Source organism: Streptomyces dysideae, from assembly GCF_001514305.1.
GTDB classification, from domain to species: Bacteria; Actinomycetota; Actinomycetes; order Streptomycetales; family Streptomycetaceae; genus Streptomyces; species Streptomyces dysideae.
The window spans coordinates 163,599-187,270 of the sequence record NZ_KQ949092.1 but is presented as its reverse complement, the minus strand read 5'-3'; the positions used below and the strand labels follow the sequence as shown (position 1 = coordinate 187,270).

At 72.1% G+C, this 23,672-nt stretch carries 19 protein-coding genes and 2 pseudogenes; 13 read left to right on the top strand and 8 right to left on the bottom strand.

Annotated features, from left to right (window positions below):
- Window positions 1-13 precede the first annotated feature (13 nt).
- Window positions 14-1,336 (bottom strand): extracellular solute-binding protein, encoded by a 1,323-nt coding sequence (locus tag AQJ91_RS26675; RefSeq protein WP_067026526.1) that lies wholly within the window; start codon window positions 1,334-1,336, stop codon window positions 14-16.
- 276 nt (window positions 1,337-1,612) lie between these two features.
- A complete protein-coding gene (locus AQJ91_RS26670) occupies window positions 1,613-2,743 on the bottom strand; it encodes an ROK family transcriptional regulator (protein ID WP_234382937.1) in 1,131 nt (376 codons plus the stop codon).
- A gap of 262 nt (window positions 2,744-3,005) precedes the next feature.
- Here AQJ91_RS26670 and AQJ91_RS26665 point away from each other — a divergent pair, with 262 nt between their 5' ends.
- The 5 genes from AQJ91_RS26665 to AQJ91_RS26645 all read left to right on the top strand — a co-directional run bounded on the left by AQJ91_RS26665 (window position 3,006) and on the right by AQJ91_RS26645 (window position 9,505).
- Window positions 3,006-3,914, top strand: coding sequence for an N-acetylglucosamine kinase (locus AQJ91_RS26665; RefSeq protein WP_067026523.1), 909 nt, complete (start codon window positions 3,006-3,008; stop codon window positions 3,912-3,914).
- Window positions 3,915-4,077: 163 nt separating this feature from the next.
- Window positions 4,078-6,018, top strand: a complete 1,941-nt coding sequence (locus AQJ91_RS26660) for a phosphatase PAP2 family protein (protein WP_067026521.1) — start codon at window positions 4,078-4,080, stop codon at window positions 6,016-6,018.
- 92 nt (window positions 6,019-6,110) lie between these two features.
- The gene (locus tag AQJ91_RS26655; RefSeq protein ID WP_067026519.1) at window positions 6,111-7,787 is read left to right on the top strand and encodes a phospholipid carrier-dependent glycosyltransferase; all 1,677 of its coding nucleotides are present in this window, start codon (window positions 6,111-6,113) and stop codon (window positions 7,785-7,787) included.
- 79 nt (window positions 7,788-7,866) lie between these two features.
- On the top strand, window positions 7,867-8,790 hold the full coding sequence (locus AQJ91_RS26650) for a MurR/RpiR family transcriptional regulator (protein ID WP_067026516.1): 924 nt from the start codon (window positions 7,867-7,869) through the stop codon (window positions 8,788-8,790).
- Window positions 8,791-9,130: 340 nt separating this feature from the next.
- Window positions 9,131-9,505 carry a hypothetical protein gene (locus AQJ91_RS26645; RefSeq protein WP_067026514.1) on the top strand — a complete coding sequence of 125 codons (375 nt, stop codon included), beginning with the start codon at window positions 9,131-9,133 and terminating at the stop codon, window positions 9,503-9,505.
- 246 nt (window positions 9,506-9,751) lie between these two features.
- On the opposite strand, the gene AQJ91_RS26640 is transcribed toward AQJ91_RS26645, so the two are convergent.
- Window positions 9,752-10,447, bottom strand: coding sequence for a peptidoglycan-binding domain-containing protein (locus AQJ91_RS26640; protein ID WP_067026512.1), 696 nt, complete (start codon window positions 10,445-10,447; stop codon window positions 9,752-9,754).
- Between the two features lie 207 nt (window positions 10,448-10,654).
- On the opposite strand from AQJ91_RS26640, the gene AQJ91_RS26635 reads away from it, so the two are divergent.
- Together AQJ91_RS26635 and AQJ91_RS26630 are read left to right on the top strand one after the other, a co-directional pair.
- Window positions 10,655-11,395, top strand: a complete 741-nt coding sequence (locus AQJ91_RS26635; RefSeq protein WP_067026510.1) for a TetR family transcriptional regulator — start codon at window positions 10,655-10,657, stop codon at window positions 11,393-11,395.
- Between the two features lie 177 nt (window positions 11,396-11,572).
- A complete protein-coding gene (locus AQJ91_RS26630; RefSeq protein ID WP_067026507.1) occupies window positions 11,573-11,986 on the top strand; it encodes a Zn-ribbon domain-containing OB-fold protein in 414 nt (137 codons plus the stop codon).
- Window positions 11,987-12,194: 208 nt separating this feature from the next.
- Here AQJ91_RS26630 and AQJ91_RS56000 read toward each other — a convergent pair.
- A pseudogene (locus tag AQJ91_RS56000) lies at window positions 12,195-12,446 on the bottom strand (S41 family peptidase); the annotation flags it as partial.
- 452 nt (window positions 12,447-12,898) lie between these two features.
- Between AQJ91_RS56000 and AQJ91_RS26620 the strand changes: the two are divergent.
- The 3 genes from AQJ91_RS26620 (at window position 12,899) to AQJ91_RS26610 (ending at window position 15,848) form a co-directional block, all read left to right on the top strand.
- A complete protein-coding gene (locus AQJ91_RS26620; RefSeq protein ID WP_067026503.1) occupies window positions 12,899-13,252 on the top strand; it encodes an ArsR/SmtB family transcription factor in 354 nt (117 codons plus the stop codon).
- On the top strand, window positions 13,249-13,563 hold the full coding sequence (locus AQJ91_RS26615) for a hypothetical protein (RefSeq protein ID WP_067026501.1): 315 nt from the start codon (window positions 13,249-13,251) through the stop codon (window positions 13,561-13,563). The genes AQJ91_RS26620 and AQJ91_RS26615 overlap by 4 nt, the downstream gene beginning before the upstream one ends.
- A gap of 185 nt (window positions 13,564-13,748) precedes the next feature.
- The gene (locus AQJ91_RS26610; RefSeq protein ID WP_067026499.1) at window positions 13,749-15,848 is read left to right on the top strand and encodes an MMPL family transporter; all 2,100 of its coding nucleotides are present in this window, start codon (window positions 13,749-13,751) and stop codon (window positions 15,846-15,848) included.
- A gap of 10 nt (window positions 15,849-15,858) precedes the next feature.
- Here the strand turns inward: AQJ91_RS26610 and AQJ91_RS26605 are convergent, their stop codons facing one another.
- On the bottom strand, window positions 15,859-17,208 hold the full coding sequence (locus AQJ91_RS26605; protein ID WP_067026497.1) for a Gfo/Idh/MocA family protein: 1,350 nt from the start codon (window positions 17,206-17,208) through the stop codon (window positions 15,859-15,861).
- A gap of 18 nt (window positions 17,209-17,226) precedes the next feature.
- Window positions 17,227-17,670, bottom strand: a complete 444-nt coding sequence (locus tag AQJ91_RS26600; RefSeq protein ID WP_234382945.1) for an alpha/beta fold hydrolase — start codon at window positions 17,668-17,670, stop codon at window positions 17,227-17,229.
- Here AQJ91_RS26600 and AQJ91_RS26595 point away from each other — a divergent pair.
- Together AQJ91_RS26595 and AQJ91_RS26590 are read left to right on the top strand one after the other, a co-directional pair.
- Window positions 17,617-18,057, top strand: a pseudogene (locus AQJ91_RS26595) (substrate-binding domain-containing protein); the annotation flags it as partial. The gene AQJ91_RS26600 and the pseudogene AQJ91_RS26595 sit on opposite strands and share 54 nt — an antisense overlap.
- Before the next feature lie 144 nt (window positions 18,058-18,201).
- Window positions 18,202-20,967: a dienelactone hydrolase family protein gene (locus AQJ91_RS26590; RefSeq protein ID WP_067026572.1), complete on the top strand. Its 2,766-nt coding sequence runs from the start codon at window positions 18,202-18,204 to the stop codon at window positions 20,965-20,967.
- 59 nt (window positions 20,968-21,026) lie between these two features.
- On the opposite strand, the gene AQJ91_RS26585 is transcribed toward AQJ91_RS26590, so the two are convergent.
- Together AQJ91_RS26585 and AQJ91_RS26580 are read right to left on the bottom strand one after the other, a co-directional pair.
- Window positions 21,027-21,419: a PPOX class F420-dependent oxidoreductase gene (locus tag AQJ91_RS26585; protein WP_067026494.1), complete on the bottom strand. Its 393-nt coding sequence runs from the start codon at window positions 21,417-21,419 to the stop codon at window positions 21,027-21,029.
- 23 nt (window positions 21,420-21,442) lie between these two features.
- Entirely contained in the window at window positions 21,443-22,621 is a 1,179-nt protein-coding gene (locus AQJ91_RS26580) for a MalY/PatB family protein (RefSeq protein WP_067026491.1), read from the bottom strand.
- 26 nt (window positions 22,622-22,647) lie between these two features.
- On the opposite strand from AQJ91_RS26580, the gene AQJ91_RS26575 reads away from it, so the two are divergent.
- Window positions 22,648-23,664, top strand: a complete 1,017-nt coding sequence (locus tag AQJ91_RS26575; protein ID WP_067026489.1) for a hypothetical protein — start codon at window positions 22,648-22,650, stop codon at window positions 23,662-23,664.
- Window positions 23,665-23,672 lie beyond the last annotated feature (8 nt).

The window sequence follows — 23,672 nt, the reverse complement described above, 5'->3', positions numbered from 1 at the left end:
CCGTGGCCTACGATCAGCCGCCAACCTGCTGGTTGTAGCCGTCCACGATGTTCTGCAGGGCCTTGTCGGCCGACTGCTCGCCGTTGATCGCCTTGCCGAGCTCCGCCTTGGTCGGGTCGTCGGCGAGGCTCTTGCCCTTCAGCACCCAGTTCGTCTGCGCGCCGTTGAAGTAGCCGGAGATCGGGTCGTAGAGCGGGATGGACTCGTTGTAGAGCTTGAACGCCGCCTGCGCCGCCTCGGACTCGAAGGGGTACTTCGGGTTCAGACCGCTCTCGACCGGCAGGAAGCCGGAGGCCTCGCACAGCGCCTTGTAGTGGTCGGGCTCGTATAGCCAGGACAGGAACTTCTTCGCGGCGGCGGCCGCGTCGGCGTTGTTGTTGAAGCCCACCGTCATGCCGCCGCTGTTGACGTCACTGGCCTGCACCGGCTGGGCGGGAGTCGGGACGCTCGCCCACTCGAACTTCGTGATGCTCTCCGCGTAGGCGGCAACCTGCCACACGCCGGACCAGTATGCGACGACGTCACCACTCTGGAACATGGCCGACGGGTCGGCGCCGCTGGTCCACACCGACTTCGGCATGGTCTTGTCGTCGTTCCATCCGACGAAGGTGTTCACGGCCTTCTTGGTCGCCGCGTCCACCGAGAACTTGCCGGAGTCGTCGGCGTGGACGTACTTCCCGCCCATCTCGTACACCATGGCGCGCAGCCTGGACGGTGACTGGTCGAAGGTCAGGGAGTACTTGGCCTTGGTCTTCTCACGGACCTCGTCCGCCGCCTTGATGAACTCGGTCCAGGTCCAGGTCTTGTCGGGCGAGGTCGGGTAGGAGACGCCGGCCTTCTCGAAGAGCGACTTGTTGATGAACATGCCGGACGCGGTGACGTCCGAGGGGATGGACAGCACCTTCCCGGACGAGTCCTTGGCGACGAAGTTGGCGTTGATCTTGTTGGTCTTGTTGTTGGCGATGTCACCGAGGTCGATCAGCTTGTTCGACCAGATCGGGTCCAGCGCCGGCACTGCCGCCACGTCGGGCAGCGAGTTCGCCTGCGCGGAGTTGCGCAGCTTCGTCGCGTAGCCGTCGTAGGGGATGTTGACGAGCTTGACCTTGACGCCGGTTTCCTTCTCGTACTGCGCCACCATCTTCTTCCAGCCCGCGTCCTGCCCCGGAACCGTGGAGATCCAGAACGTCAGCGACTTGGAGGTACCGCCCGAGTCGGATCCCCCTCCGCAGGCGGAGAGCAGCAGGGTCGCCGCCGAGGCAACGGCAGCGAGGGGAACCAGGCGGCGCATACCGCCGCGGCCGAGTCGGCGGGAGCGCCGCACACCCACAGTGGTCATCTTCGATCCCTTTTTTTCGGTAGGGGACGGAGCACGGCGCCGACCGAGGCGGCACGGGTGCATCTTGCAGAAAAATTCGCTTTCCGGGGGCGCGGCCTCGCCCGGCCGCGTCGTCCACGCGGGGCGAGATCCCCGGCCGTCCTGGCCGTCACCGCACGGGCACGCCCTCGTGCGGCTGCCGTACTTCGCGTACGGGCGGGACGCTCACCCCAAGTCGGCGTCCCGGCCGACTTAGAAAGCGCTTGTCCGGACATTGGCAGACCGAGTCGGAGGCCGTCAATCCTTAGTCCGCGCGGCCTCGGTCACGGTTTGGACTCCCCGGGCGACCGCGAGCCGGGCGGCACCCACGACGGTGCCGGAGTCCCCGACCGTGCTGCTGACCACCTCGGTGGGCCAGCTCAGCCGTGCCAGCTCGGCCCGCACCCCGGGCAGCAGCTGCGGGTCCGCGCCGGTACTGCCGCCCAGCACGATCAGTCCCGGGTCCAGTACGGCGGTCACGGCGGCGGCGAGACGGCCCACGTCGGCGGCATGGCGGCCGACGACGGCGCGGGCCGCGGCGCATCCCTCCTGGGCGAGGGCGAAGAGCCGTTCGGCGGTGCGGGGGCACGGCCCGTCGGCGTCCTGCCAGGCCTCGGCGGCCCGCCGCAGCAGGGAGCGGGCGCCGATGTACTCCTCCAGGGCCTCCTGGCGCGGTTCCCGGCCGTCGTCCCAGGGGTAGGGCAGCCGGGCCAGCTCTCCGGCCGCGCCGTTCGCACCGCGCAGCACCTGGCCGCCGACGACGATGCCGAGGCCGATACCCACGCCGATCCGCAGATAGCCGAAGGTGTGGCGGCCCCGGGCGGCACCCTCGTGCAGCTCGGCCAGGGCCGCGCAGTTGACGTTGTTCTCGAGGTGGACGGGCACTCCCGGCGGCAGCGCGACGGCCATGGCGTCGAAGACGGGACCGGCCTTGGCGGTCGCGGGGCGCACGGCGCCCTCCTTCTCCTGCCTGGTGACATCACCGACGGCGACGACGATGGTGCGCAGCGGGACGCTGTCGGGCAGGGCGAGGAGGGCCTCGCGCACGACGTCGGCGGCGCCCTCCCGGGGGCCGGTGGCCTGGGCGAGCAGGGTGCCGTCCAGGGCGCAGCCGCGCACCCGGGTGAGGGCGGGGCCGAGGTCGACGGCGAGTACCGCCCCGGAGGCCGGCCCGAGGCGGTAGACGGCGGCGGAGCGGCCCGTGCCGCTGGAGGCGGTGCCGGAGTGGGCGGCGAGCCGGGCGTTCTCCAGTTCCGCGACGGCGGAGGACACCGTCGGCTTGGACAGGCCCGCCAGGCTCGCGAGCTGCGGCCGGGTCGCGCTGCCGGCCTGCGCGAGCACGGCGAACACCGCGCTCGCGCTCTCGGTCAGGCGGGGGGCTTTCGCCACGTCGTGTTCCACAGTTCTCCCACACAGGTAAGGGGCCGCGTTCCCACCCGCGGCGGCCCGTGCGGGCCGCTCCGGTGATCGAGTGCGTGATGCCTCTTGACGCACTGTACTTCGTTAGTTAACTTCCTAACGAACGTCACGGTACTCGCCTGCCGTGGTCCGTCAGAGGCCCGTCCCGGGGCTTCGCTAGTTCGTCAACTCCCCTTCCTCCAGGTACGGTTCGCCCACCGTCGCAGCCCAGTGCAACGACGAAAGAGGATCCGTGCAGGACACCCCTCACTCGGGCCCGCTCGTGGTCGGCATCGACGTGGGCGGCACCAAGACGCATCTCCGCGCCCGCGCGGGGGACGGCCTGGTCGCCGATCACGTCCGCACGAGCAGCGGCTGGCGGCCGCACGACCCGGTGGCCGCCGCCGGATGGCTGGCCGCGCTCGTCGCCGACGCCCTGCCGGCGGGTGCCCGCCCGTCCGCGGTGGCCCTCGGCGGACACGCCTGTGAGACGCCTCGTCAGTGCGCCCAGACCCGCACCGCTCTCCAGCTCCACTTCGACGCGCCCGCGCTGGTCGTCGGCGACGCCGAACTCCTGGTCCCCGCAGCGGGCCTGGACAAGGGCGTCGGCCTGGTCGCGGGCACCGGATCGGTGGCGGTCGGCCGGCTGGCCGACGGCACTCCGGTCCAGGTCGGCGGCTGGGGCGCGGTCCTCGGCGACGAGGGCGGCGCGGCCGGTCTCGTCCGCGAGGCGGTACGGGCCGTATGGGCGGCGCACGACCGCGGTGCGGAACCCGACGCACTGGCCCTGGGGCTCGTCGACGCGTTCGGTGTCGACGAGGTTCCGGCACTCGGCGCGGCGCTGGAGGGCGCCACCGATCTCTCCGCCGCCTGGGGCAGCCGCGCGCCGGCCGTGTTCGCGGCGGCCGAGTCGGGCTCGCCGCTCGCCCGTGCGGTGATCGCCGACGGCGGCCGGTCGCTGGCCGCGCTCGTCGCCCGGCTCGCCGCCCGCGGGGTCGCGGTGGACGACGTCGTCGTCGCCGGCAGCACCGTCCTCGCCCAACCCGTCCTGTACGACGCCTTCGTCGCCGCTCTCACCGAGCGCGTGCCGGGGGCGCGGCCGCAGCCGCTGCACGGGCCGCCGGTCGAGGGGGCGGTGGCGCTGGCCCGTTCACTCGTATGACATCTGCCGGACGCCGGGTCATCCCGTCTCCGACACAACTCGCCCGTAGATCTTCGCTCGTACGACTCGACCACACTCTGCGCCCCAGGCGCACCACGACAGTCGAGTCGGTCCACTCGATCTCCCCGGCCGTACGGCCGAAGAACTCCAGAGAGGCAGACGCATGCCGTCACCAGCCGGGCACCACTCCCCCGCGTCGGTCAGTGAACTCGCCGTGAACCGAAGGGGGTTCCTCAAGACGTCCCTGGGCGCCTCGGCCGCCGTGCTGGCCGCGCCCACCTTCGCCACGTGGCTGGCCGCCGCGGACGCGAAGGCCGCGACCGGGCCCGCCGCGTTCGTCGACGACTACAAGACCAACGTGGTGGCGAACCAGACGCCCGAGACCAACGCCGTGGTCCGGATCCTGGGCGGTTTCGCCCAGGTGTGGAAGACCGGCGGCGCCTGGGACACCGGCACGCCGCTCAGGCCCGAGGTGCTGCGCGCCAACATGCGCTACTGCGCGCGCATCACGTCGCGGCGCACCGAGGCGGAAGCCAAGCAGGCGTTCATCTCCGACCGCCAGCATCAGAGTTACTCCGTGATCGACGGGCTCGGTCCGCTGGCCGAGCTGTACAAGTCGGGCGCCAAGGCGGTCACGTCCATCACCAGCGCGCCGGACGGCACCCCCGCAGCCAAGATCAGCGACTCGGTGCCCGCCGACGCCCCGGCCGGATCCGCGACCGGCGCGGGCTCACCCGACTCGGAACTCGGCCAGGTCGCCACGCTGGTGAACACCGTGCGCGGCCCGTTCGCCTCCAGCAACCCGGCCAAGTTCACCTTCCAGTACCCGCGTCCGTGGCGTATGAACGAGGACAGCGAGGTCGTCGACACCGGGCGGACGGACGCGTTCGGCTACCCGGTGTACGACTCGGAGGTGGTCGTCGCCCCGCAGCTGCTGCGCCAGCGCTCCACCACCCCGGCCGAGGACGGCGGCTTCCCCAGCGGCCACACCAACGCCCTCCACCTCGCGGCCCTGGCGTTCGCCTACGCAGTGCCCGAACGCTTCCAGGAGCTGGTGACCCGGGCCTTCGAGCTCAGCCACGACCGCATCGTGTCCGGCATGCACTCCCCGGTCGACGTCATTGGCGGCCGCGTGATGGCCACGGCCCTGGCCGCCGCCGCACTGGCCGACCCGGCCAACTCCGACCTCAAGAAGGCGGCACGCGCCCAGGCCCTGGCGTACTTCCAGGAGCAGACCGGCACGACGGCGGACACCCTGTACGCGTACGCGCACTCGGCCGGCACCGACACCGACCCCTACGCCGACCGGGGTGCCAACGCCCGTGCGGTCAAGCCCCGGCTGACGTACGTACTGACCCGGCAGGGCGGCAACGAGCCGCTGACCGTGCCGAAGGGCGCGGAGGTGCTGCTGGAGACGCGGCTGCCGTACCTGGACGCGGCCCAGCGCCGCGAGGTGCTGCGGACGACCGCGCTGCCCTCCGGGTACGTCCTGCTGGACGGCTTCGAGCAGTGGGGCCGGCTCAACCTGTTCGCGGCAGCGGACGGTTACGGCTCCTTCGACTGCGACGTCACCGTCACGCTCGACGCGGCGGCCGGCGGCTTCGGGGCGGCCGACAGCTGGCGCAACGACATCCGCGGCCACGGCGGCCTGACCAAGCGCGGCACCGGCACGCTCACCCTGACCGGCCACAACCGGTACACCGGCGGGACCGTGCTGGCGGACGGCGTCCTGGCCGCCGCGTCCGCGCACGCCCTGGGCCACGGTGACGTGCGGGTGCAGGGCGGGACGCTGCGGGTCCCGGGCAGGTCGACGGTGCAGATCCACGGCACGTACACGCAGGAGGCGTCCGGTCTCGAGGTCACGCTGCGGTCGGGGCGCGGGCCCGCCCTGGAGGTGACGCGGCGTGCCGTGCTGGGCCGGCGCAGCGTGCTGTCGCTGCGGCTGGACGCCGAGAAGCCGCCGGCCGCGGGGAGCACGGTGCGGGTGCTGGACGCCCCGGTGCTGCGCGGCCAGTTCGACCGGATCGAGCTGAACTCCGACACGCTGCGGGCCGTACCCGTGTACACGGCGGAAGGTCTGTCGGTACGACTCCTGAAGCGGTGACACCCTGGTGGCGGGAGCTGGTGCGAGAGTAGGCCCATGCGGCCACTCCGGATCACTCCCGCCTCCGCCCCGACGGTGTTCCCGCGGGGCGGATGATGGCACGCGAACGGCACACGGTCCTCGAACGCCCCCTGCCGCCTGTGGCGGTGGGGGGCTCGGCACGTCTCGCGGACCGGCGGTGGCTGGTGCCGATGCTGGTGTTCGTGCTGCTCGCGCAGCTGGCCGTCGCGATGGTGACGACCGCCGTGCGGCAGACCCCGACCATCGACGAGCCCGTGTACGTGGGCACGGCGGCCGTCTATCTGCACGAGCGCAGCCTGCGCTACAACCCCGAACACCCGCCACTGGGCAAACTGGTCGTCGGGGTCGGGGTGGCGCTGGCCGATCCGCGCTACGACGCCTCGTTCTCCGGTGACCAGGGCGGCCTTGGCCGGCATCTGCTGTACGAGTCCGGGAACGATCCGTGGCGGCTGATGCTGTTCGCCCGGCTTCCGGTGATCGTGCTGACGCTGCTGTTCGGTCTTGTCGTGTTCGCCTTCGCCCGTGAACTCGCCGGTGCGGCGGCCGGTTTGGCGGCGCTGGCCCTGTACTCCTTCTCCCCCGACGTCGTCGCGCACGGTTCGCTGGCCACGCTGGACGTGCCGGCGGCCGGTTTCCTGCTGACGTCGGTGTGGCTGCTGTGGCGGGCACGTCGGCGGCCGCAGCTGTTCGTGCCGCTCGCCGGGGTGGCACTGGGGGCGGCCCTGGCGACGAAGATGAGCGCCCTGTCGGCGCTTCCGGTGCTGCTGACGCTCGCCGCGTTGTCGGTGTGGTCCGCTCGCTCGCCCTCGGAGTCCCGGCGCAGGGTGCTGGCGCGGGCGGCCGCGGGGGCGGGCGTCGTGGCCGTGGCCGCCGTCGCCGTCGTATGGGTCTCGTATCTGGTGGTCGATCCGCGGCTGCGTTGGACGCCTCAGCAGCATGTGCCCGTCGTGCACGGGCTGCGCGCGCTGTTCGTGGATCTGATGCCGTTCCCGGAGGCGTACCGGGACGGGATGCGCATCCAGTTCGGCTTCGAGAACCACCCGTGGCAGGGCTTCCTGTTCGGCCGGCTCTACACCGGGTCGCTCTGGTACTACCTGCCGGCCGCGCTGCTGGTGAAGACGCCTCTCGGCATGCTCGCCCTGTGGGCCGCAGGTGTCGTGGTGGTCGTGGCGGTACGGCGGCTGCGGCCCGCGGCGCCGTATCTGCTCGCCTCCACCGCTGCGCCGGCGGCCGCGGCCATGCTCGGGTCGCGGGACTTCGGGACGCGCTACGTCGTGTTCGTGCCGATGTTCCTGGCGGTGACGGCGGGGTGCGTGCTCGCGGTGCGGTGGCGGTGGGCGCCGGCCGTGACGGGGGTGCTGGTGCTGTGGGTCGCGGTCAGCTCGGTGCGGACGTTCCCCTACTATCTGCCGTACTCCAACGAGGCGTTCGGCGGCCCCGCCCGGACCCATCTGCATCTCCACGACTCCAACGTGGACTGGGGCCAGGACCTGGGACGGCTCGCCGACCGGCTGCGCGAACGGTACCCGGGTGAGCGGGTCTGGCTCGTGTACAAGGGCAGCGGTGTGCCCTCGTACTACGGCATCGAGTCCTCCGATCCGCGCACGGTGCCCGCCGCTCGGGTGCGCGGGCTGCTGGTCGTGTCGGACTCCTCGGTGGCCAAGGCGACGGGGCGGCTGGCCGAACTGATCGACAGCAGCCGTCCGGTCGACACGGTCGGCCATTCGATCACCGTCTATCGCCGCTGACCTGGTACCCGTTCAAGCCCTGGCCACCACGGTGTGTGAGCTATGTTGAAACACTGTGGGAGACAAAGGAGGCGCCCCGGTGCCATCGCCGCAGCAGGCACGCGCACAGGCATCAGCGATCACCTCGGGGAAGACCGTTCCGGAGGCCGAGGCATCCCCGACCTCCCAGCTCAGGACGCTCTTCGACCAGCCCCGGCTGTCCCCGGGGCAGCGGCGCATCGCCCAGTACCTGATCGAGCACATCACCGAAGCGGCGTTCCTCTCGATCACCGATCTCGCCGAGCGGGTCGGCGTGAGTCAGCCCTCGGTGACGCGTTTCGCCGCGGCCGTGGGCTTCAGCGGCTACCCCGCGCTACGGGAGAAGCTCCAGGCGATCGCCCTCGGCACCCTCGCCGGAGGGCCGGCGACGACCGAGGAGAACGGCAGCAACGAACTCCAGGCGGCGGTCGACGCCGAGATCGAGAACCTGGAGAACCTGCGGCGCGACTTCGCCGACCCCGACCAGGTGATCGCCATCGGCCGCGAGCTGTCGCGGTCGACCCCGCTGACCGTCCTCGGGCTGCGCATCTCCGCGTCGCTCGCCGAGTACTTCGCCTACGCGGCGCGCCGTATCCACCCCGATGTGCGGGTGGTGACGCTGGGCGGCAGCGTCGCCTACGACGCGCTGCTGCAGTCCCGGGAGGCCGGCGGCACCTGGGTGCTGGCGTTCTCCATGCCCCGGCACGCCCAGGAGACCCTGACGGCCGTGCGGGTCGCGCGCACGGCCGGGCTGCGGGTCGCCCTGGTCACCGACCTGGCGCTCGGGCCGGTGGCCGACACCGCCGACGTCGTCTTCGCCACCGGCACCGGCTCCCGGCTGGTCTTCGACTCCTACGCCGCGCCCGGCGTGATGGCCGCCGCGCTGCTCCAGGCCATGACCGACGCCGATCCCGAGCGCACCCAGGGCCGGCTGGAGGAGTACGAGCAGATCTCCGACCAGCACCAGTTCTTCCTCCGGGACTGACTTCCCGGGCGCAGGACCACTCCGGCCAGACGGCGTCACAAGGGCATCATTCGCCTCATTTCGCGCATGAATGTTTTCATGCTTCTTGCAAACCGGACGGCATATATAAATACTGCTCAAGGATCACCCGCCCGTAGAAGGCCGACGGTCCGCTGGACCGTCTGCCCTCCCGGGCTCCTGCGCGAACCCTCCGCAGCCGCCGTCTCCTACCCGCGTCGGCGCTCGGGGCGTTCGGTCGGGCATCGCCTGCGCGACCGCCCATGGCGGCCCCGGTCATCGCCTGGGTCGGGGCCGCCCAACCCGTCGGACCACCCCCACGACGCCGCACACCCCGGAAGCGATGACCATGACTCTGACGACTACGCGCATCAGCCCGGACTGGCCGTGCCAGGTCAAGGCCCCCGGCAGCTACGACTGGGAGCGCTCGGCGGCCAAGTGGCTGCGCGAGCTGGTACCGGCCCGCTACGCCAGCTACCCGGCCCTGATCCGCCACCCCGTGCTGCTCGCCCGCCATGCCGAGATCCAGGTCCAGCACGAGATCCGGGTCGCGCGCACCGCCCTGCAGACGGCGCGGGCCGACCTGCCGCGGCTCGGCATGCCGGAGTCGGTCATCGAGCACACCATCAAGCTGTACGCGGCGGAGGTCCTGCAGTTGCAGCACATCGCCCGCAGTGTCCGGGCCGTGTCCCAGGCGCTGGTCGCCAACGGCCGCTGAGCCGGGTACCTGTCGCCGTCAGTCGTCGTCGCGGTGCCGCCAGTACCAGAACGCGCCCACGACGAGGGCCAGCAGGAAGGCGGCGGGCAGCACCAAGCCCGGGATGCGGGAGCCGTTCATGGGCGGGGCTTTCGGTTCGGCACGGGCGGGGCGACGCCGGACGCGTCGCCGCTCCGCCCATGATGAGGTCCGCCGACCCCTCACTTCCCGTACTTTCCGCATCCGTTGCCAGGCGTTCGAGTGCGGTCAGTCGCCGCTGGTGCGGGACTCCAGCGACTGCCGGGTGTCGTTGCCGTAGACACCGCTCTCGTCGCCCCGGATGCCGTACCAGACCTGGAAGCGGGCCACAGCCTCGGTGAGCCGGGCGTCGTACTCGCCGCCGGTGGAGCCGTTCTCGTAGACGTTCGGGATGCGCAGCAGGCGTTGCTGGAGGTCGGTCACCTCGGGGCCGTTGTCACCCTCGCGGAGAGTGCCGGGGCCGTCGGGGTCGGGGTCGGGCTCGGTCGGGGCGGCCTCGGTGGGCGGCTCGGCGGGAGCGGCCGGTGCCGTGGCGGACGGGGCGGGCGCCTGGGCCTCGGCGCTCTCCTTCCCGCCGGCCAGCAGGAGCGCGGCGGCGAAGCCCCCGAGCGCGGCCGCGGTCACCGCGATCGCGACGGCGGCACGGCGCCGTCGGCGCCCGGAGTCACGGACGCGGCTCGACGCGTAGCGCTCGCCGGTGGCGACGGGCGGCAGCTCCTGCGTCTCGGGCTCCGGCCCCGAATGCGGCCTCGACACGGTAGGGAACTCGTAGCCGCGTGACTCCCGTGCCGCCCGGCCACGGGCGTCCTCTTCGAACTCCCTGAACAGTTCCGCGAGGGCGTCGGTGCGGCGGGGGCGCAGGACGCGGACCGGTTCGAGGACCCGGCTGTCGTCCGGCTGTGAGGGTTCGGGCCGTGTCGGCATCCGCTCTCCTTCCGTCCCGTCTTCACGGGCGTCGGCACTCCGCGTTCCGCTTCGCCATTCCCGCGTAGTGATACGTGGCCGCCGCCCCGTGGGTTCAGCGGATCCGAGGTCCCCTGCACGGGCCCGCGCCAGGACCGGGTGCACTCAGTTCCCTTTCAGCAGCGCACTGAGTGCCATCCGGGTGCCTCTGGTGCTACGTTCCCGTCCATGAGCTCCAGCAGTGCGGCACCCCGCCGTGACGAGACGGCGGAGACCGCGGGCGCGAAGCCCCCGATGCGGGAGGCGCTGGTCGCGGCGGCCTTCCAGTTGTTCCTGGAGCGGGGGTACGAGCAGACCACCGTCGACGACATCGTGGCGCTCGCCGGTGTCGGACGGCGGTCGTTCTTCCGCTACTTCCCGTCCAAGGAGGACGTGGTCTTCCCCGACCACGAGCGCTGCCTGGCCGACATGACGGCGTTCCTCGCCGCGAGCGACGAGGAGCACGAACCGGTGCGCAGGGTGTGCGACGCGGCCCGGCTGGTGCTGCGCATGTACGCGGAGAACCCGGCCTTCTCCGTGCAGCGTTACCGCCTCACCAAGAAGGTGCCGGGGCTGCGCGCGTACGAGCTGTCCGTGGTGTGGCGCTACGAGCGGGCGCTGGCCGAGTATCTGCGCGGGCGTCTCGCCGTCCGGCGTGACGGCACCCTGCAGGCCGACGTGATCGCCGCCGCCGTGGTCGCGGCGCACAACAACGCGCTGCGTTCCTGGCTGCGTTCGGACGGGCAGGGCGACGCGAGTGCCACGGTGGACCATGCGCTGGGATATGTGCAGTCCGCCTTCGGTGCCGCTTCTCCCCCGCATCCCGCCGGTGACGAGCCGGCCGACGACGTGGTGGTCGTCGTGTCGCGGCGCGGTGCGCCTCTGTGGCGGGTGGTGCAGGAGATCGAGACCACGCTCGGACGCGACTGACCCGCCCGGCGGGTCGCACGATCCGGTTCCGGCACATCGAGGGAACGCAGTGCCTTTACGCCTGGCACTCAGTGCCATACGCTGACGGTGTGCACGGTGGCACGGCGAACCGCGCACGTGCGTGCACGGGGCGCCCGCGCACGTGGGATTCCGGCCGAGTGCAGGGAGTTGACCAGCGTGTACCACCCCTCAGGAAGCGTTGTTCGCCAGACCGCCGGTTCCGCGGCCGGTGTGCTCGATCCCGTGGCCCCGGACACGGAGGCCATCCTGTTCCAGCGCTGCACCTGGTGCGGCACCGCGATGTACCACCGGCTGCTGTGTCCGGTCTGCCAGGGCAGCGACCTGCGCACGGAGCGCAGCCAGGGGGTGGGGACCGTCCGCCATGCCACGGTGGTCCACCGCAACACGCCCGCCGCGCGCAATGTCTCGCTCGTCGAGTTGGCCGAGGGGTTCGTCGTACGCGGCCGGGTCATGGGCCCGCTGATCGGCATTCACAGCGGTGACCGGGTGCGGCTGTCCACGGCCAAGGATCCGGTGCGCGGCGAGCCGGTGTTCCAACTGGTCGACGAGCCGTACCGGGCCTGGAACTAAATGCCGGTTCACTTACACACGGCCTGCTCGAGCAGCCAGTCCTTCGCCGGGGGGATCGGCGCGTCGTAGGTGCGGCCGGTGCGGTCGGCGTCCTTGACCTCCGTGAGGACCAGCAGGGCGCCGTCGGGCAGGCGATGGCCGTCGTTTCCACGGGGACGCCGCTGGTTCGCCGGCCGAAGAACCGCGTGTCGGGCCGCCCCCAGAAGGCGACCGCCACTGCCTCGCCGGAACTGGCTGTCACCCTGCTGGTCAACACCGCGACCGGGGCGTCGGGAGTTGGCCAGCTCCGTCTCCCCGGTCGAAGGGCTTGCCGGCGTAGCGCGGACTGCCGCCACATGTAACCGCCGCTGTTGCGGCGCAGGTCCACCATCCCGCCACAGGCCCGGGGCCGGTCGGCGTTCGCGACCGCCTCGCGGCCTTGCCGTACGTACTGTTCGTACGCCTCGTCCGACCCTTGCACCCCGGGGAGGGAGACGTAACCGATGCGCCTCTCCAGCGAACGGCCTTCCAGGCCGTCGAAGGAATCCGCGGGCGGCGCCTGGAGCTTCTCCCCAACCTCCTTGGGCTCGAAGAAGGAACTGTGGCCGTCACCAACGGCCTGCAACGCAGAGCGGATCGCGCCGTAAGTGTCCGCCGGCTTCTGTGCACCGGCTTCCTCGGCCCGCGAGAACGCCTTGCGGCGTACGTCCGCCCAGACGTGTCCTTCGCAGTGAGTGCAGGGACAGCCTGTCGGGCATCAGGCAATCATCGCTCCTTCCGCACCTCGAAACGCACGGGTTCCGAGCAGGAGTTCACCCCCGCCACCGACCCTGACGTGTCCCCCATATCTCCCTGAGATGTGTCAGGAATCTTTGACAGGTGCCCGAGATACCTGTCAGCCTTTTCTGACAGGCACGACGGAAAGGGGCCGCGATGGCCGAGGTCCCGTCTCCGGCACCGACGGGCGACGAGTTGCTGAAGGTGCTCTCCGCGCTCGGCAATCCGCATCGCATGCGGATCGTCGCCGCGCTCCTGGAGAGCCGCAACTACGTCAGCGCGCTGGCCCGCGAGATCGGCATGGGCCGCCCGCTGCTGCACATGCACCTGCAGCGCCTGGAGGCGGCCGGACTGGTCGTCGGCACGCTCGAACTCGCGGAGGACGGCAAGGCGATGAAGTACTTCGAAGTCACACCCTTCTTCTACGAGTTGACGCCCCACGTCGTCGCACGGGCAGCCATGACGATCACCGAGACCGCTGACCGGACCGCGAAAGAGGAAGCGAAGTGAATGAACAACTGGTGACGCTCGCCGCCGGAGAGGACGAGTGGGGGATCCTGGTCGGCGCCGTCGGCGCGGCCGGGCTCTTCACCCTGCTGATCGTGATCGTCTGGCAGGTCGCCGCAACCTGGCGGGCCCGCATGGTGGCCGCGCGCGAGGAGCAGTACCGGGAACTCGCCACGAAGTACGCCCAACTCCTCGAAGACACAGTGGAGTTGCAGCGACGCATGGCCGAGGAACAGCGGCAGACGCTGGACGAGCTGACGCAGACCCGGCTCGCGGTCGGCTCGATGGAGAAGATGATGCGCGAGATCGAGTAACGCCGGACATGAACGTACGGCCGGGAGCTGCAACTCCCGGCCGTACCGACGCAGAACACACCCGGGTACACCCATCCCGTACGCCACGGCCGGTCGTCACACCTCTGCGCCGTGGTGCGGGTCCCGTGCGCCCTTGTGCCGGTCACCGACCGGCGGCGGCGCGTTCCACACGAAGGAGACTACTCATGCGTGCGCTACTGCAGCGTGTCGCCCGTGCGCCCGGCGGGCGGCGCGGCAAGTGGCTGGTGCTGGCGGCCTGGTTGATCGTGGCCGTCGCACTCGGCCCCCTGGCCGGAAAACTCGGCGACGTCGAGGACACGAGTGCCAACGCCTTCCTGCCCCGTGGCGCGGAGTCCGCGCGGGTCAACACCGAGCTGGAGAAGTTCCGTACGGACCCGGTCATGCCCGCCGTGGTCGTCTACACCGGCGACGGCGCGGACGCGAAGGCTGCCGCCGACCGGCCCTCCTTCGAGCGCTTCGCCGCCGCCGGCGAGGAGGTCTCGCAGCCGATCCCGTCCGAGGACGGCAAGGCCCTGATGACCGTCGTTCCGCTGGACAGCGAGGACGACATCACCGACAAGGTCGACGAGCTGCGCGAGCTCGCCGGCGCCAACGCTCCGCCGGGCGTGGACATCGAGGTCGGCGGCCCCGCCGGATCGCTCACCGACTCCGTGGCGGTCTTCGACAGCCTCGACTCGACCCTGCTGCTCGCCACCGGACTGGTCGTGGCCGTCCTGCTGCTCCTCACCTACCGCAGCCCCGTCCTGTGGCTGCTGCCCCTGCTCTCCGTCGGCTTCGCGGCCGTCCTCACCCAGGTCTGCACCTACCTGCTGGCCAAGTACGCCGGCCTGCCGGTGGACCCGCAGAGCGCGGGTGTGCTCATGGTGCTCGTCTTCGGCGTCGGCACCGACTACGCGCTGCTGCTCATCGCCCGCTACCGCGAGGAGCTGCACCGCCACGAGGACCGGCACACGGCGCTGCGGATCGCGCTGCACCGCTCGGGCCCGGCGATCCTCGCCTCCGCCGCCACGATCGCAGTCGGCCTGGCCTGCCTGGCCTTCGCCGACATCAACTCCTCCCGGTCGCTGGGGCTGGTGGGCGCGGTCGGCGTCGTCTGCGCCTTCCTCGCGATGGTCACGGTGCTGCCGGCGCTGCTCGTCATCGCGGGCCGCTGGGTCTTCTGGCCCCTGGTACCGCGGTACGGCACACCCGCCCGCAAGCCGCGCACCGTCTGGTCCCGCATCGGCGGCGCCGTCGCCCTGCGCCCCCGCTGGTCGTGGCTGATGTCGGTCGCCGTCACCGGCGCCCTCGCCCTCAGCGCGGCCGGCGTCTCCATGGGCCTGACCCAGGCCGAGATGTTCCAGGACAAGCCCGAGTCGGTCGTCGCCCAGGAGAGGATCTCGGCGCACTATCCGTCCGGTTCCTCCGACCCCGCGAAGATCGTCACCAGCACCGGCAGCGCCGCCGAGGTCCGCACGGCGGCCTCCGCCGTGGCCGGAGTCGCCCGCGTCGAGGACGGCGGCGACCGCACTCCGGACGGCGAACTCACCGCGCTCTCCGTGGTGTTGAGGGACACCCCGGACAGTCAGGCGGCCAAGGACACGATCGACGGCCTCCGCGCGGCCGTACATCCGATGGACGCCCTCGTCGGCGGCACCACCGCGGAGTCGCTGGACACCCGGCGGGCCGCCGACCGCGACCTGACCACGGTCATCCCGATCGTGCTCCTGGTCGTGTTCGCCGTCCTGATCTGGCTGCTGCGGGCCCTGGTCGCCCCACTGCTGCTCCTGGCCACCGTGGTGCTGTCGTACTTCGCGGCCCTCGGCGCGTCGAACCTGCTCTTCGAACACGTCCTGGGATTCGCGGGTGTGGACTGGTCGATCCCGCTGATGGGCTTCGTGTTCCTGGTCGCGCTCGGCATCGACTACAACATCTTCCTGATGCACCGGGTGAAGGAGGAGGCGACCCGTCTCGGCCACGCGCGCGGTGTTCTGGAGGGGCTGACCAGCACCGGAGGCGTCATCACCTCCGCGGGCATCGTCCTGGCCGCCACCTTCGCCGTCTTCGCCGGGCTGCCCCTGGTCACCATGGCGCAGATGGGCGTACTCGTCGGCATCGGTGTCCTGCTGGACACCTTCCTCGTCCGCACGGTCCTGGTGCCCGCCCTCGCCCTCGACCTGGGCCGCTGGTTCTGGTGGCCCGGCCGGCTCTGGCACCGTCCGCCCCCCGACGAGCCGCAGGTCACCAGGAGTACGGCACGGGACCCGGCCCGCAATCCGGCATAATCCGCCGCCTTCACCGCTCCCACACCCCGGGAACCAGTTCCCGCACGGCCGCGGGCCGCCCCGTCTCGAAGCACCGGTTGGCGGCGAGGCCCACGGCCAGGGCGAGGGCGCCGTCGCGTTCGGTGGCCGTGCGGTGGGCCGCCGTACCGGTGTCGGCCGGCCGGGCGGGATCGGCGGGGCCGAAGAGCGCGTCGAGCATGCGGGGGTCGCCCCCGCCGTGGGCCTCGTGGGCGGTCACGAGGGGGATGTCGCGCGGCGGCTGCCACAGCGGGCGCAGGGTGAGGCAGGCGCCGCCCGCGTGTTCGGCGGCGGTGTCGCCGTGCAGGGCACCGCTGTCGGAGGTGATCCGGGTCCGGGGCGGCTGCCAGCGGCTCTCCTCGACCTCGAGTTCCAGGCGGCCGGCACTGCCGTTGAACATGACCCGGTAGCCCTCCCACGGGGAGTACGCGGTGAGGTGGTACGTCATCGTCGCGCCCTTCGCGTAGCGCACCAGGACCGCCATGTCGTCCTCGATGGTGACATGGCCGTCGAAGACGTTGCGGTCGCGCAGATAGCCGTCGTCCCGCTCGGCGTCGAGGTAGAGGGCGCGCAGGGTGCCGTCGGCGGCGAGGTCCAGGGCGAAGGGGTCGTCGGCGGCCAGGTCGGCTCCGTGGGCGCGGGTGTAGTCGCGGCGCAGTCCGTGGCGTTCGCCCGCGTCACGGCCGTAGAAGCCGAGCCGTCCGTAGCCGAAGACCTCCTGCGGCCGGTCGGCGAGCCACCAGTTGACCAGGTCGAAGTGGTGACTCGACTTGTGCACCATCAGGCCGCCGCTGTGCTGCTTCTCCCGGTGCCAGCGGCGGAAGTAGTCGGCGCCGTGGCGTACGTCGAGGAGCCACTCGAAGTGGACGGAGAGGATCTCGCCGACCGCGCCGTCGGCGATCAGCTCTCGCACCTTCTCGTGGACGGGGTTGAAGCGGTAGTTGAAGGCGACGGTGAGCGAGTTGCCGGTTTCCCGGACCGTGTCCAGGATGCGGGCGCAGCGGTCCGCGTCGACGGTCATCGGTTTCTCGGTGACCACGCGGCAGCCCGCCCGGAGCGCGGGGACGATGTAGCGGTCGTGTGCGGCGTCGACAGTGGTGACGACGACCTCGTCGATGTCCTCCTTGGCGAGCATGTCGGTGAAGCGGCCGGGTTCCCACTGGGTGGCGGTGGGTTCGCCGGCCTCGGTCAGCAGCCGGTTGTGGAAGGCCATGCGGGTCGGGCTGGGGTCGCACAGGGCTGCGACGCGGTGTTCGGGGCGTTCCGCGAGGGCCCGGGTGAAGGTCTGGGCGCGGTGGCCGGTGCCTACAACGGCGGCTCGGTGGAGGGGAGTTCGGCTCATGCGGGGTGGCCTTTCCCGTCAGGCCGTCGTCCAGTCCTCGATGAGGCGGATGGTGCGTCGTGGGTGCTCCTCGTGGAGGTAGTGGCCGGTGCCCGGCCAGTGGTCCACTCGGGAGCCGGGGGTGTGCAGGATGCCGCGCTCCCATGCGGCCGCCTCGGCGAACGTCCATACCGTCAGCGCCGGTCGGGTACGGCGGCGCAGGTACTCCTCGCTGTGCGGGCGGATGCCGACCGCGTCCGGGTCGGTGTACATCCCGGCGTACGACTGGGCGATCACGTGGTCCGGGGTGCCGAGCATGGTCCGGACGTGTGCGGTACGAAGTCCGGGCGGGGCGTCGGGGCCGAAGGCGCCGGCGACGAAGTCGGCCGCCGCGCGCGAGCCGCCGGTGCGGTAGGCGGCGAGGCGCGGCTCAGCAGTGCGGAGCAGCGCCGCGCCGGTTGCCGTGACGCGCTGCGCGCCCACGGGGCCGAGTACGTCGAGGAGCTGGACACCATGGGGTCGTACACGCGCACCTCGGGTTATCTGCGGACCCGTGACGCGCTGCGGGCCGGGCTGGAGTTCACGGCGGTGTGCGCCGGTTCCGACATGGTCGCCCTGGGCGCGCTCGCCGCGCTGCGCGAGGCCGGTCTCGACGTGCCGGGTGACGTGTCGGTGGTGGGCTTCGACGACGTGCCGTTCGCCGCCGACCTCACTCCGGCGCTCACCACGGTCCGGGTGCCGTACGAGGAACTCGGGCGGACTGCCGTACGTCTGGCGCTGGACCGTGCGGAGGGCCTCGCGGGCGACGACCATGTGGTGCTCGGCACCCAGCTGGTCCTCCGGCAGTCGGTGCGCCGCCCGCTGTCCTGAGCCTCAACTCCCGCTGCCCGCAGGGCCGGTGAAATACTCCGGCCCGCTTTTGCCGCTGCTTCACAGGCAACTCACACGTCCCTCCCGCCGTCCTCCGGGGTGAGGTCCCGGTGCCGTTCCGGGGCGAGCGGAAGGAGGGGCATGTTGATGCGTGCCCGGCGAATAGGGGTCACCGCGCTGGCGGTCCTCGCGATGGTGGCGGGATCGCCAGGGTGGGCCTCGGCTCAACAGGCGTCCGACGTACGGCCGTTAGCGTCCCCGGCCGATGACGGCGACGGTCTGCCGCCCGACTGGCGCATCACCGGTGAGGGATCCTCCCGGAAGCTGGTGTGGCGCTCCGACGAGCGGGTGCCCATGGGGGACGCCCGGGTCGAGTTCTACTCCGGGGACCGGCTGCTGGGGATCCCGGCGCCCGCGAAGGACGGCCGGACGTTCCGGCTCGGCCTCGACGGGGTGCGCCTGGACTCCGCCCAGGATCTCGAAGTACGGGCCGGGGGGCGCCGGTTGGACGCGCCCGGCGACACCTCCGGCGCGCGCCAGGCGGTGACCGTCCCGGAGCGGCTTCCGGCGAACCCCGTCGACCCCGGCAAGCCCGGCACGTACCGGACCGTCACCGGTGAGTACGGGCTCGCCCCGGTGCGGCTGCCCGGGTTCCCCGAGCCGGTCGAGATGCAGGCTGTCGTGGTGGCGCCGGCCGGTGCCACCGGCAGCCGCCCGCTCGCGCTGTTCCTGCACGGCCGTCACTTCACCTGCTACAAGCCGGACGGGGACATCGACGGCGAGTGGCCCTGCCCGGCCGGCAGCAAGCCGGTGCCGAGCCACAAGGGCTATCTGCGGGACCAGAAGCTGCTGGCCTCCCAGGGCTATGTGACGGTGTCGATCTCGGCGAACGGCATCAACGGGCAGGACTGGGCGGCGGAGGACGGCGGCGCGCAGGCCCGGTCCTCGCTGGTACGGCAGCACCTGGCCCGCTGGGCCGAGTGGGCCGCCCGCCCGGGCACGGCACCGGCGGCCGTACGGAACGCGCCGAAGGCCGATCTGTCCCGGGTCCTGCTGGTGGGACACTCGCGCGGCGGGGAGGGCGTCAACCGGGCGGCGATGGACAGCCTGTACCCGCCGCCGGCCGCTCAGGACGGCTACCGCGGTCCGGTGCGCTGGCGGATCCGCGGCACGGTGCTCATCGGTCCCACGGTGTTCGGGCAGAACCCGGTCCCCGACGTCCCGTCGGTGACGATCCTGCCGGGCTGCGACGGTGACGTCTCCGACCTCCAGGGCGAGGTGTACGTCGACGGCACGCGTGGCGTCAGTCGCGGTGCCGCGCTGCACGGCGCCGTCTATGTGGTCGGGGCCAACCACAACTACTTCAACAGCGAGTGGACGCCGGGGCAGGCCGAGGCGCCCGCCTTCGACGACTTCTGGGAGGACGAGGAGAACCCCGACCGGGTCTGCTCGGCGGGTACCCGGACGCGGCTGACCGCCGACCAGCAGCACAAGGCCGGCGCCACGTACATCGCGGCGGCGGCGCGGCTGTTCGTCGCCGGGGACGACAAGGTCCGCCCGCTGCTGGACGGTTCGGGCCGACGGGCCCCGTCGGCGGATCCCGCGCGGGTCCTCACCCACGCGGTGGGCGCGCGGCGCGGCGCCGGGTTCCTGCCGGACGGTCCGGTGACCGTGACCGGTGGCCGGCTGTGCTCCGCGGTGGATCCCGATCCGGCCGCCGCCTGCCTCGGCCCCGACACGGTCGGAGCCGCACCGCACTTCGCCCAGTGGGAGACGGCACCCGAGGCCGGCCGTCGCGCGGTGGCCCTGAGCTGGACCTCGGCCGGATCCGCGGTGCGGGTCCGGCCCGCGAAGCCGCTGGACGTCGGCGGCGCCAAGAACCTGGCGCTGCGCGTCATCGTCCCGCCCAACAGCACCGGAACACAGCTCGACGTGTCGCTCACCGACATCTCGGGCCGGCGCCAGACCCTCGGCCGGGTCAAGGTCGACGGGCTGCCCGGAAGCGACCGGACCGCGTCGTACTGGGCCCGTGAGGTGCGGGTGCCGCTCCCGGACGCCGGCCGCACCGCGCTCGACCTGCGCCGTATCAAGGCCCTGGAGCTGACTCCGCGCACCCGGTCCGGGCAGGCGTGGCTGATGGACGCCTGGGCCTGGCGCCCCGGTACCCCGGCGGTGCGGGAGGCCGCGCTGCCCCGCGTCGATGTCGGCCGGACGACCGTCGAGGAAGGCGACTCTGGCGTACGGACGTACCGGGTGCCCATACAGGTGTCGGGGCACGGCAGCGGAAAGGTACGGCTGTACGTCGTCGACCCGGAGACGGGGACGGCGAAGAACCGGCTGGTGACAGTGCGACCCGGCGCGAACGTCGTCGATGTCCCGGTGCGGGTGGAGGGCAACACCCGCTACGGCTACGACCTGCAGCACGACGTGTTGGTGAAGGCGGTCCGCGGTGCCGTGGTCGGCGCGCACCGGGGCGGGGTGACCGTGCGGAACGACGACCCGGTGCCCACCCTCGAGGTGACACCGGTCGCCGACCGGGTGACCGAGGGCAGGCCGCTGACGTGGCGGGTGAGCCTGTCCGAGCCGGCCGACGTGGACGTGGACGGTCTGTTCGCGCTGCTGCCCGTGACGGGTGGCGCGGAGCTGTCCACGAAGGACGTCGCCCCGGAGTGGCTGGAGGAGAACTCGGGTGAGCAGCCCGATCCGGAGCGGCCGCTGTCCCAGGTGGACGGCCTGTACCTGTGGGTGTCCGTCCCGGCGGGGCGGACTAGCGCGGAACTGACCGTGCCGACGGTCGCGGACACGGTGGCCGAGCCGGCCGAGTCGGTGCGCTTCCAGCTCGCCGGCCAGGAGGGTGAGCCGCTGCCGGGCGCGCCGGTGGTGACGGGGACGGTGCTCGACGCGTCGTAGCCCGCCCGGTGCGACGGCGGTGGCCGCGCGGTGCTCTCAGGAGCCCCGCGCGGCCACTGTCAGTTGTCCGGCGTGAGCGTCACCCGGATGCCGAGGGTGCCGTTCACGCCCCGGCGCAGCCGGCTGCCGAGCAGCGAGAGGCGGCCCGTGATGCCGTACTTGCGGGCGATCAGCCCGCGGTAGCGGGCGCTGGTGGCAGCGTCGCAGATCTCGGCGGTGGCCGGGATCTGGTCGCCGGTCGGCCTGCCCCGCAGGTCACAGGGGCCGACCAGGACATCGCCGCGCGCCCGTATCCGCTTCACCTTCCAGGAGTCGGCGGCCGTCCACACGCCCAGTGCGTCCCCGTCACGCACCACCCATACCGGGGTGGCGACCGAGGTGCCGTTCTTGCGATAGCTGGTGACGAGCAGGTACTTGCCCGCCCCGAGCCGGTCCAGCGACGTGTCGTCCATGGCCGGAAGTGTAGGCATCCTGCTCAGTGGAGTGCCGCGGCCATCCGCCGCACCGCCTCCGTGAGCAGCTCCGGTGACGTGGCCAGGTTCAGGCGTACGTGCCCGGTGCCGCCGGTGCCGAAGGGCACGCCGGAGGACAGGGCCACCCGGCCGCGGTGCAGGAAGACGTCCGCGGGGTCGTCGCCGAGGCCGAGGGCGCGGCAGTCGAGCCAGGCGAGGTAGGTGCCGTCGCCCGGCCGGTAGGTGATGGCGGGCAGCTGCTCGGCGAGGAGGTCCGCGAGCAGCCGCCGGTTGTCGTCGAGGCCGGCCAGCAGGGCGTCCAGCCAGTCGGTGCCGTCGCGCAGGGCGGCGGTGTGGGCGATGATCCCGAGGTGGCTGGGGCCGTGGCTGACCTCTTCGGGCAGGCGGGCCAGGTCGGCGGCGGCAGCGGGGCCCGCGACGGCCAGTGCTGCCTTGAGTCCGGCCAGGTTCCACGCCTTCGACGCCGACATCAGGGACAGGCCGCGCTCGGCGCCCGGCACGCTCAGGTACGGCACGAAGTCCACGCCGCCGGCGGTGAGCGGGGCGTGGATCTCGTCGGCGACGACGCGCACGCCGTGGCGGTCGGCGAGGGCGGCGACGGCGGCCAGTTCAGCGGCCGTGTGGACGGTGCCGGTCGGGTTGTGGGGGCTGCACAGCAGGTAGGCGGCGTGCGCTCGGTCCGTGACGGCCCGGCGGAAGGCCTCCTCCAGTGCGCCCATGTCTATGCGGAGGTCCGTCCCGAGCGGGGCCTCGATCACCTGCCGGTCCATGTGCTCCACGAACTGGTAGAACGGCGGGTACACCGGCGGGTTCACCACGACCGCGTCGCCGGGTCCGGTGACCAGTTTGATCATTTCGACGACACCGAGCATGACGTCGGGCACGATCGCCGTCCGCTCCACGGCGAGTCCCTCCCAGCCCCACCGCTTGTCGGCGAAGTCGGCGAGGGCCTCCGCGTAGGAGGTGCCCGCGGGGTAGCCGGTGTCGCCGAGGGCGAGGGCCTCGGTGAGCGCGCGAACGACGGGTTCGGCGAGCGGTACGTCCATCTCGGCCACCCACAGCGGCAGGACGTCGTCGGGGTAGGTGCGCCATTTCATGCTCGTCCGGCTGCGGAGCCGGTCGAGGGTGAGTGCGCGCAGGGGATTCGGTTCATCGGCCGTCTCGTGCGGGATCCTGGTCATGGGGCACAAGATAAGGGGGCCGTGCGATGACCGGGAACGGTGAGGACGGGGTGCGGGCGGTGGCGGACGCCGGGTTTCTCGAGGTGGCCTGCGACGAGTCGGGCTCGGACGGGGAGAATCTGACCGGCGGGAACACGGACGTGTTCGCGCATGCCAGTGTGCGGCTGCCGATGGCCGCGGCGGCCGGGTATGTGCAGGAGATACGGGACCGGATCCGGTCGCCCGCGGAGGAGTACAAGGCGAACCATCTGCTGCGGGAGAAGCACCGGGCGGTGCTGGAGTGGCTGCTCTCGCCCGCGGGGCCGATCCACGGGAACGCGCATGTGTGTCTGACCGAGAAGGCGTTCTTCGTCGTGGACCGGGCCGTCGATCTGCTGCTGGGTGACGGGTCCGAGGCGGTCGGCCTGTTCCGTGCGGGGCCGGGCGCCTTCGGCGACGAGCGGTGGCGGGAGTTCCTGGCGGCGGCCAACCAGTTGCTGCGCGTGCGGAACGACGGTGAGCCGGAGGCGCCCGTCGACGTCTTCTTCCGTACGGTCCAGGCCCTGCGGCGCGCGGAGTCCCGTACGAGTGTGGCGGGAACGATGGAGCAGCTCGCGGCCGCCCGGGCCCGCGCCGCGTCCTACCGGGCCCGGATCACGGCCGGGCCGACCCTGGTTCCGGTGCTCAATCCGCTGCTGCCCTCCATCGTGCGGACGGCCGCCCACTGGAGCGCGGGAGGGCGGCCGGTCCTGCTGGTGCACGACCGGCAGAACATGCTGACGCCGGAGCGGATCGCCTGGCTCGAGGAGACGGCCCGGCGGTCCGGGATCGGGCTGGCCGGGGTGCGGCTGGTGCACGCGCGGCTCGATCCGCGGGTGCAGCTGGCCGACTTCCTGGCCGGCATCGCCCGCAAGATCGCCTCCGACGAGCTGAACGGGCGCGGTGATCCGGCTCTCACCGAGCTGCTGAGGCCGTATGTGGATCCGGCGTCGGTGTGGGGCGACGAACGCAGCTGGGAACTGCTCGCTCGGGGCGGGACACAAGAACGATCACCTGTGAGGTGAACACGACC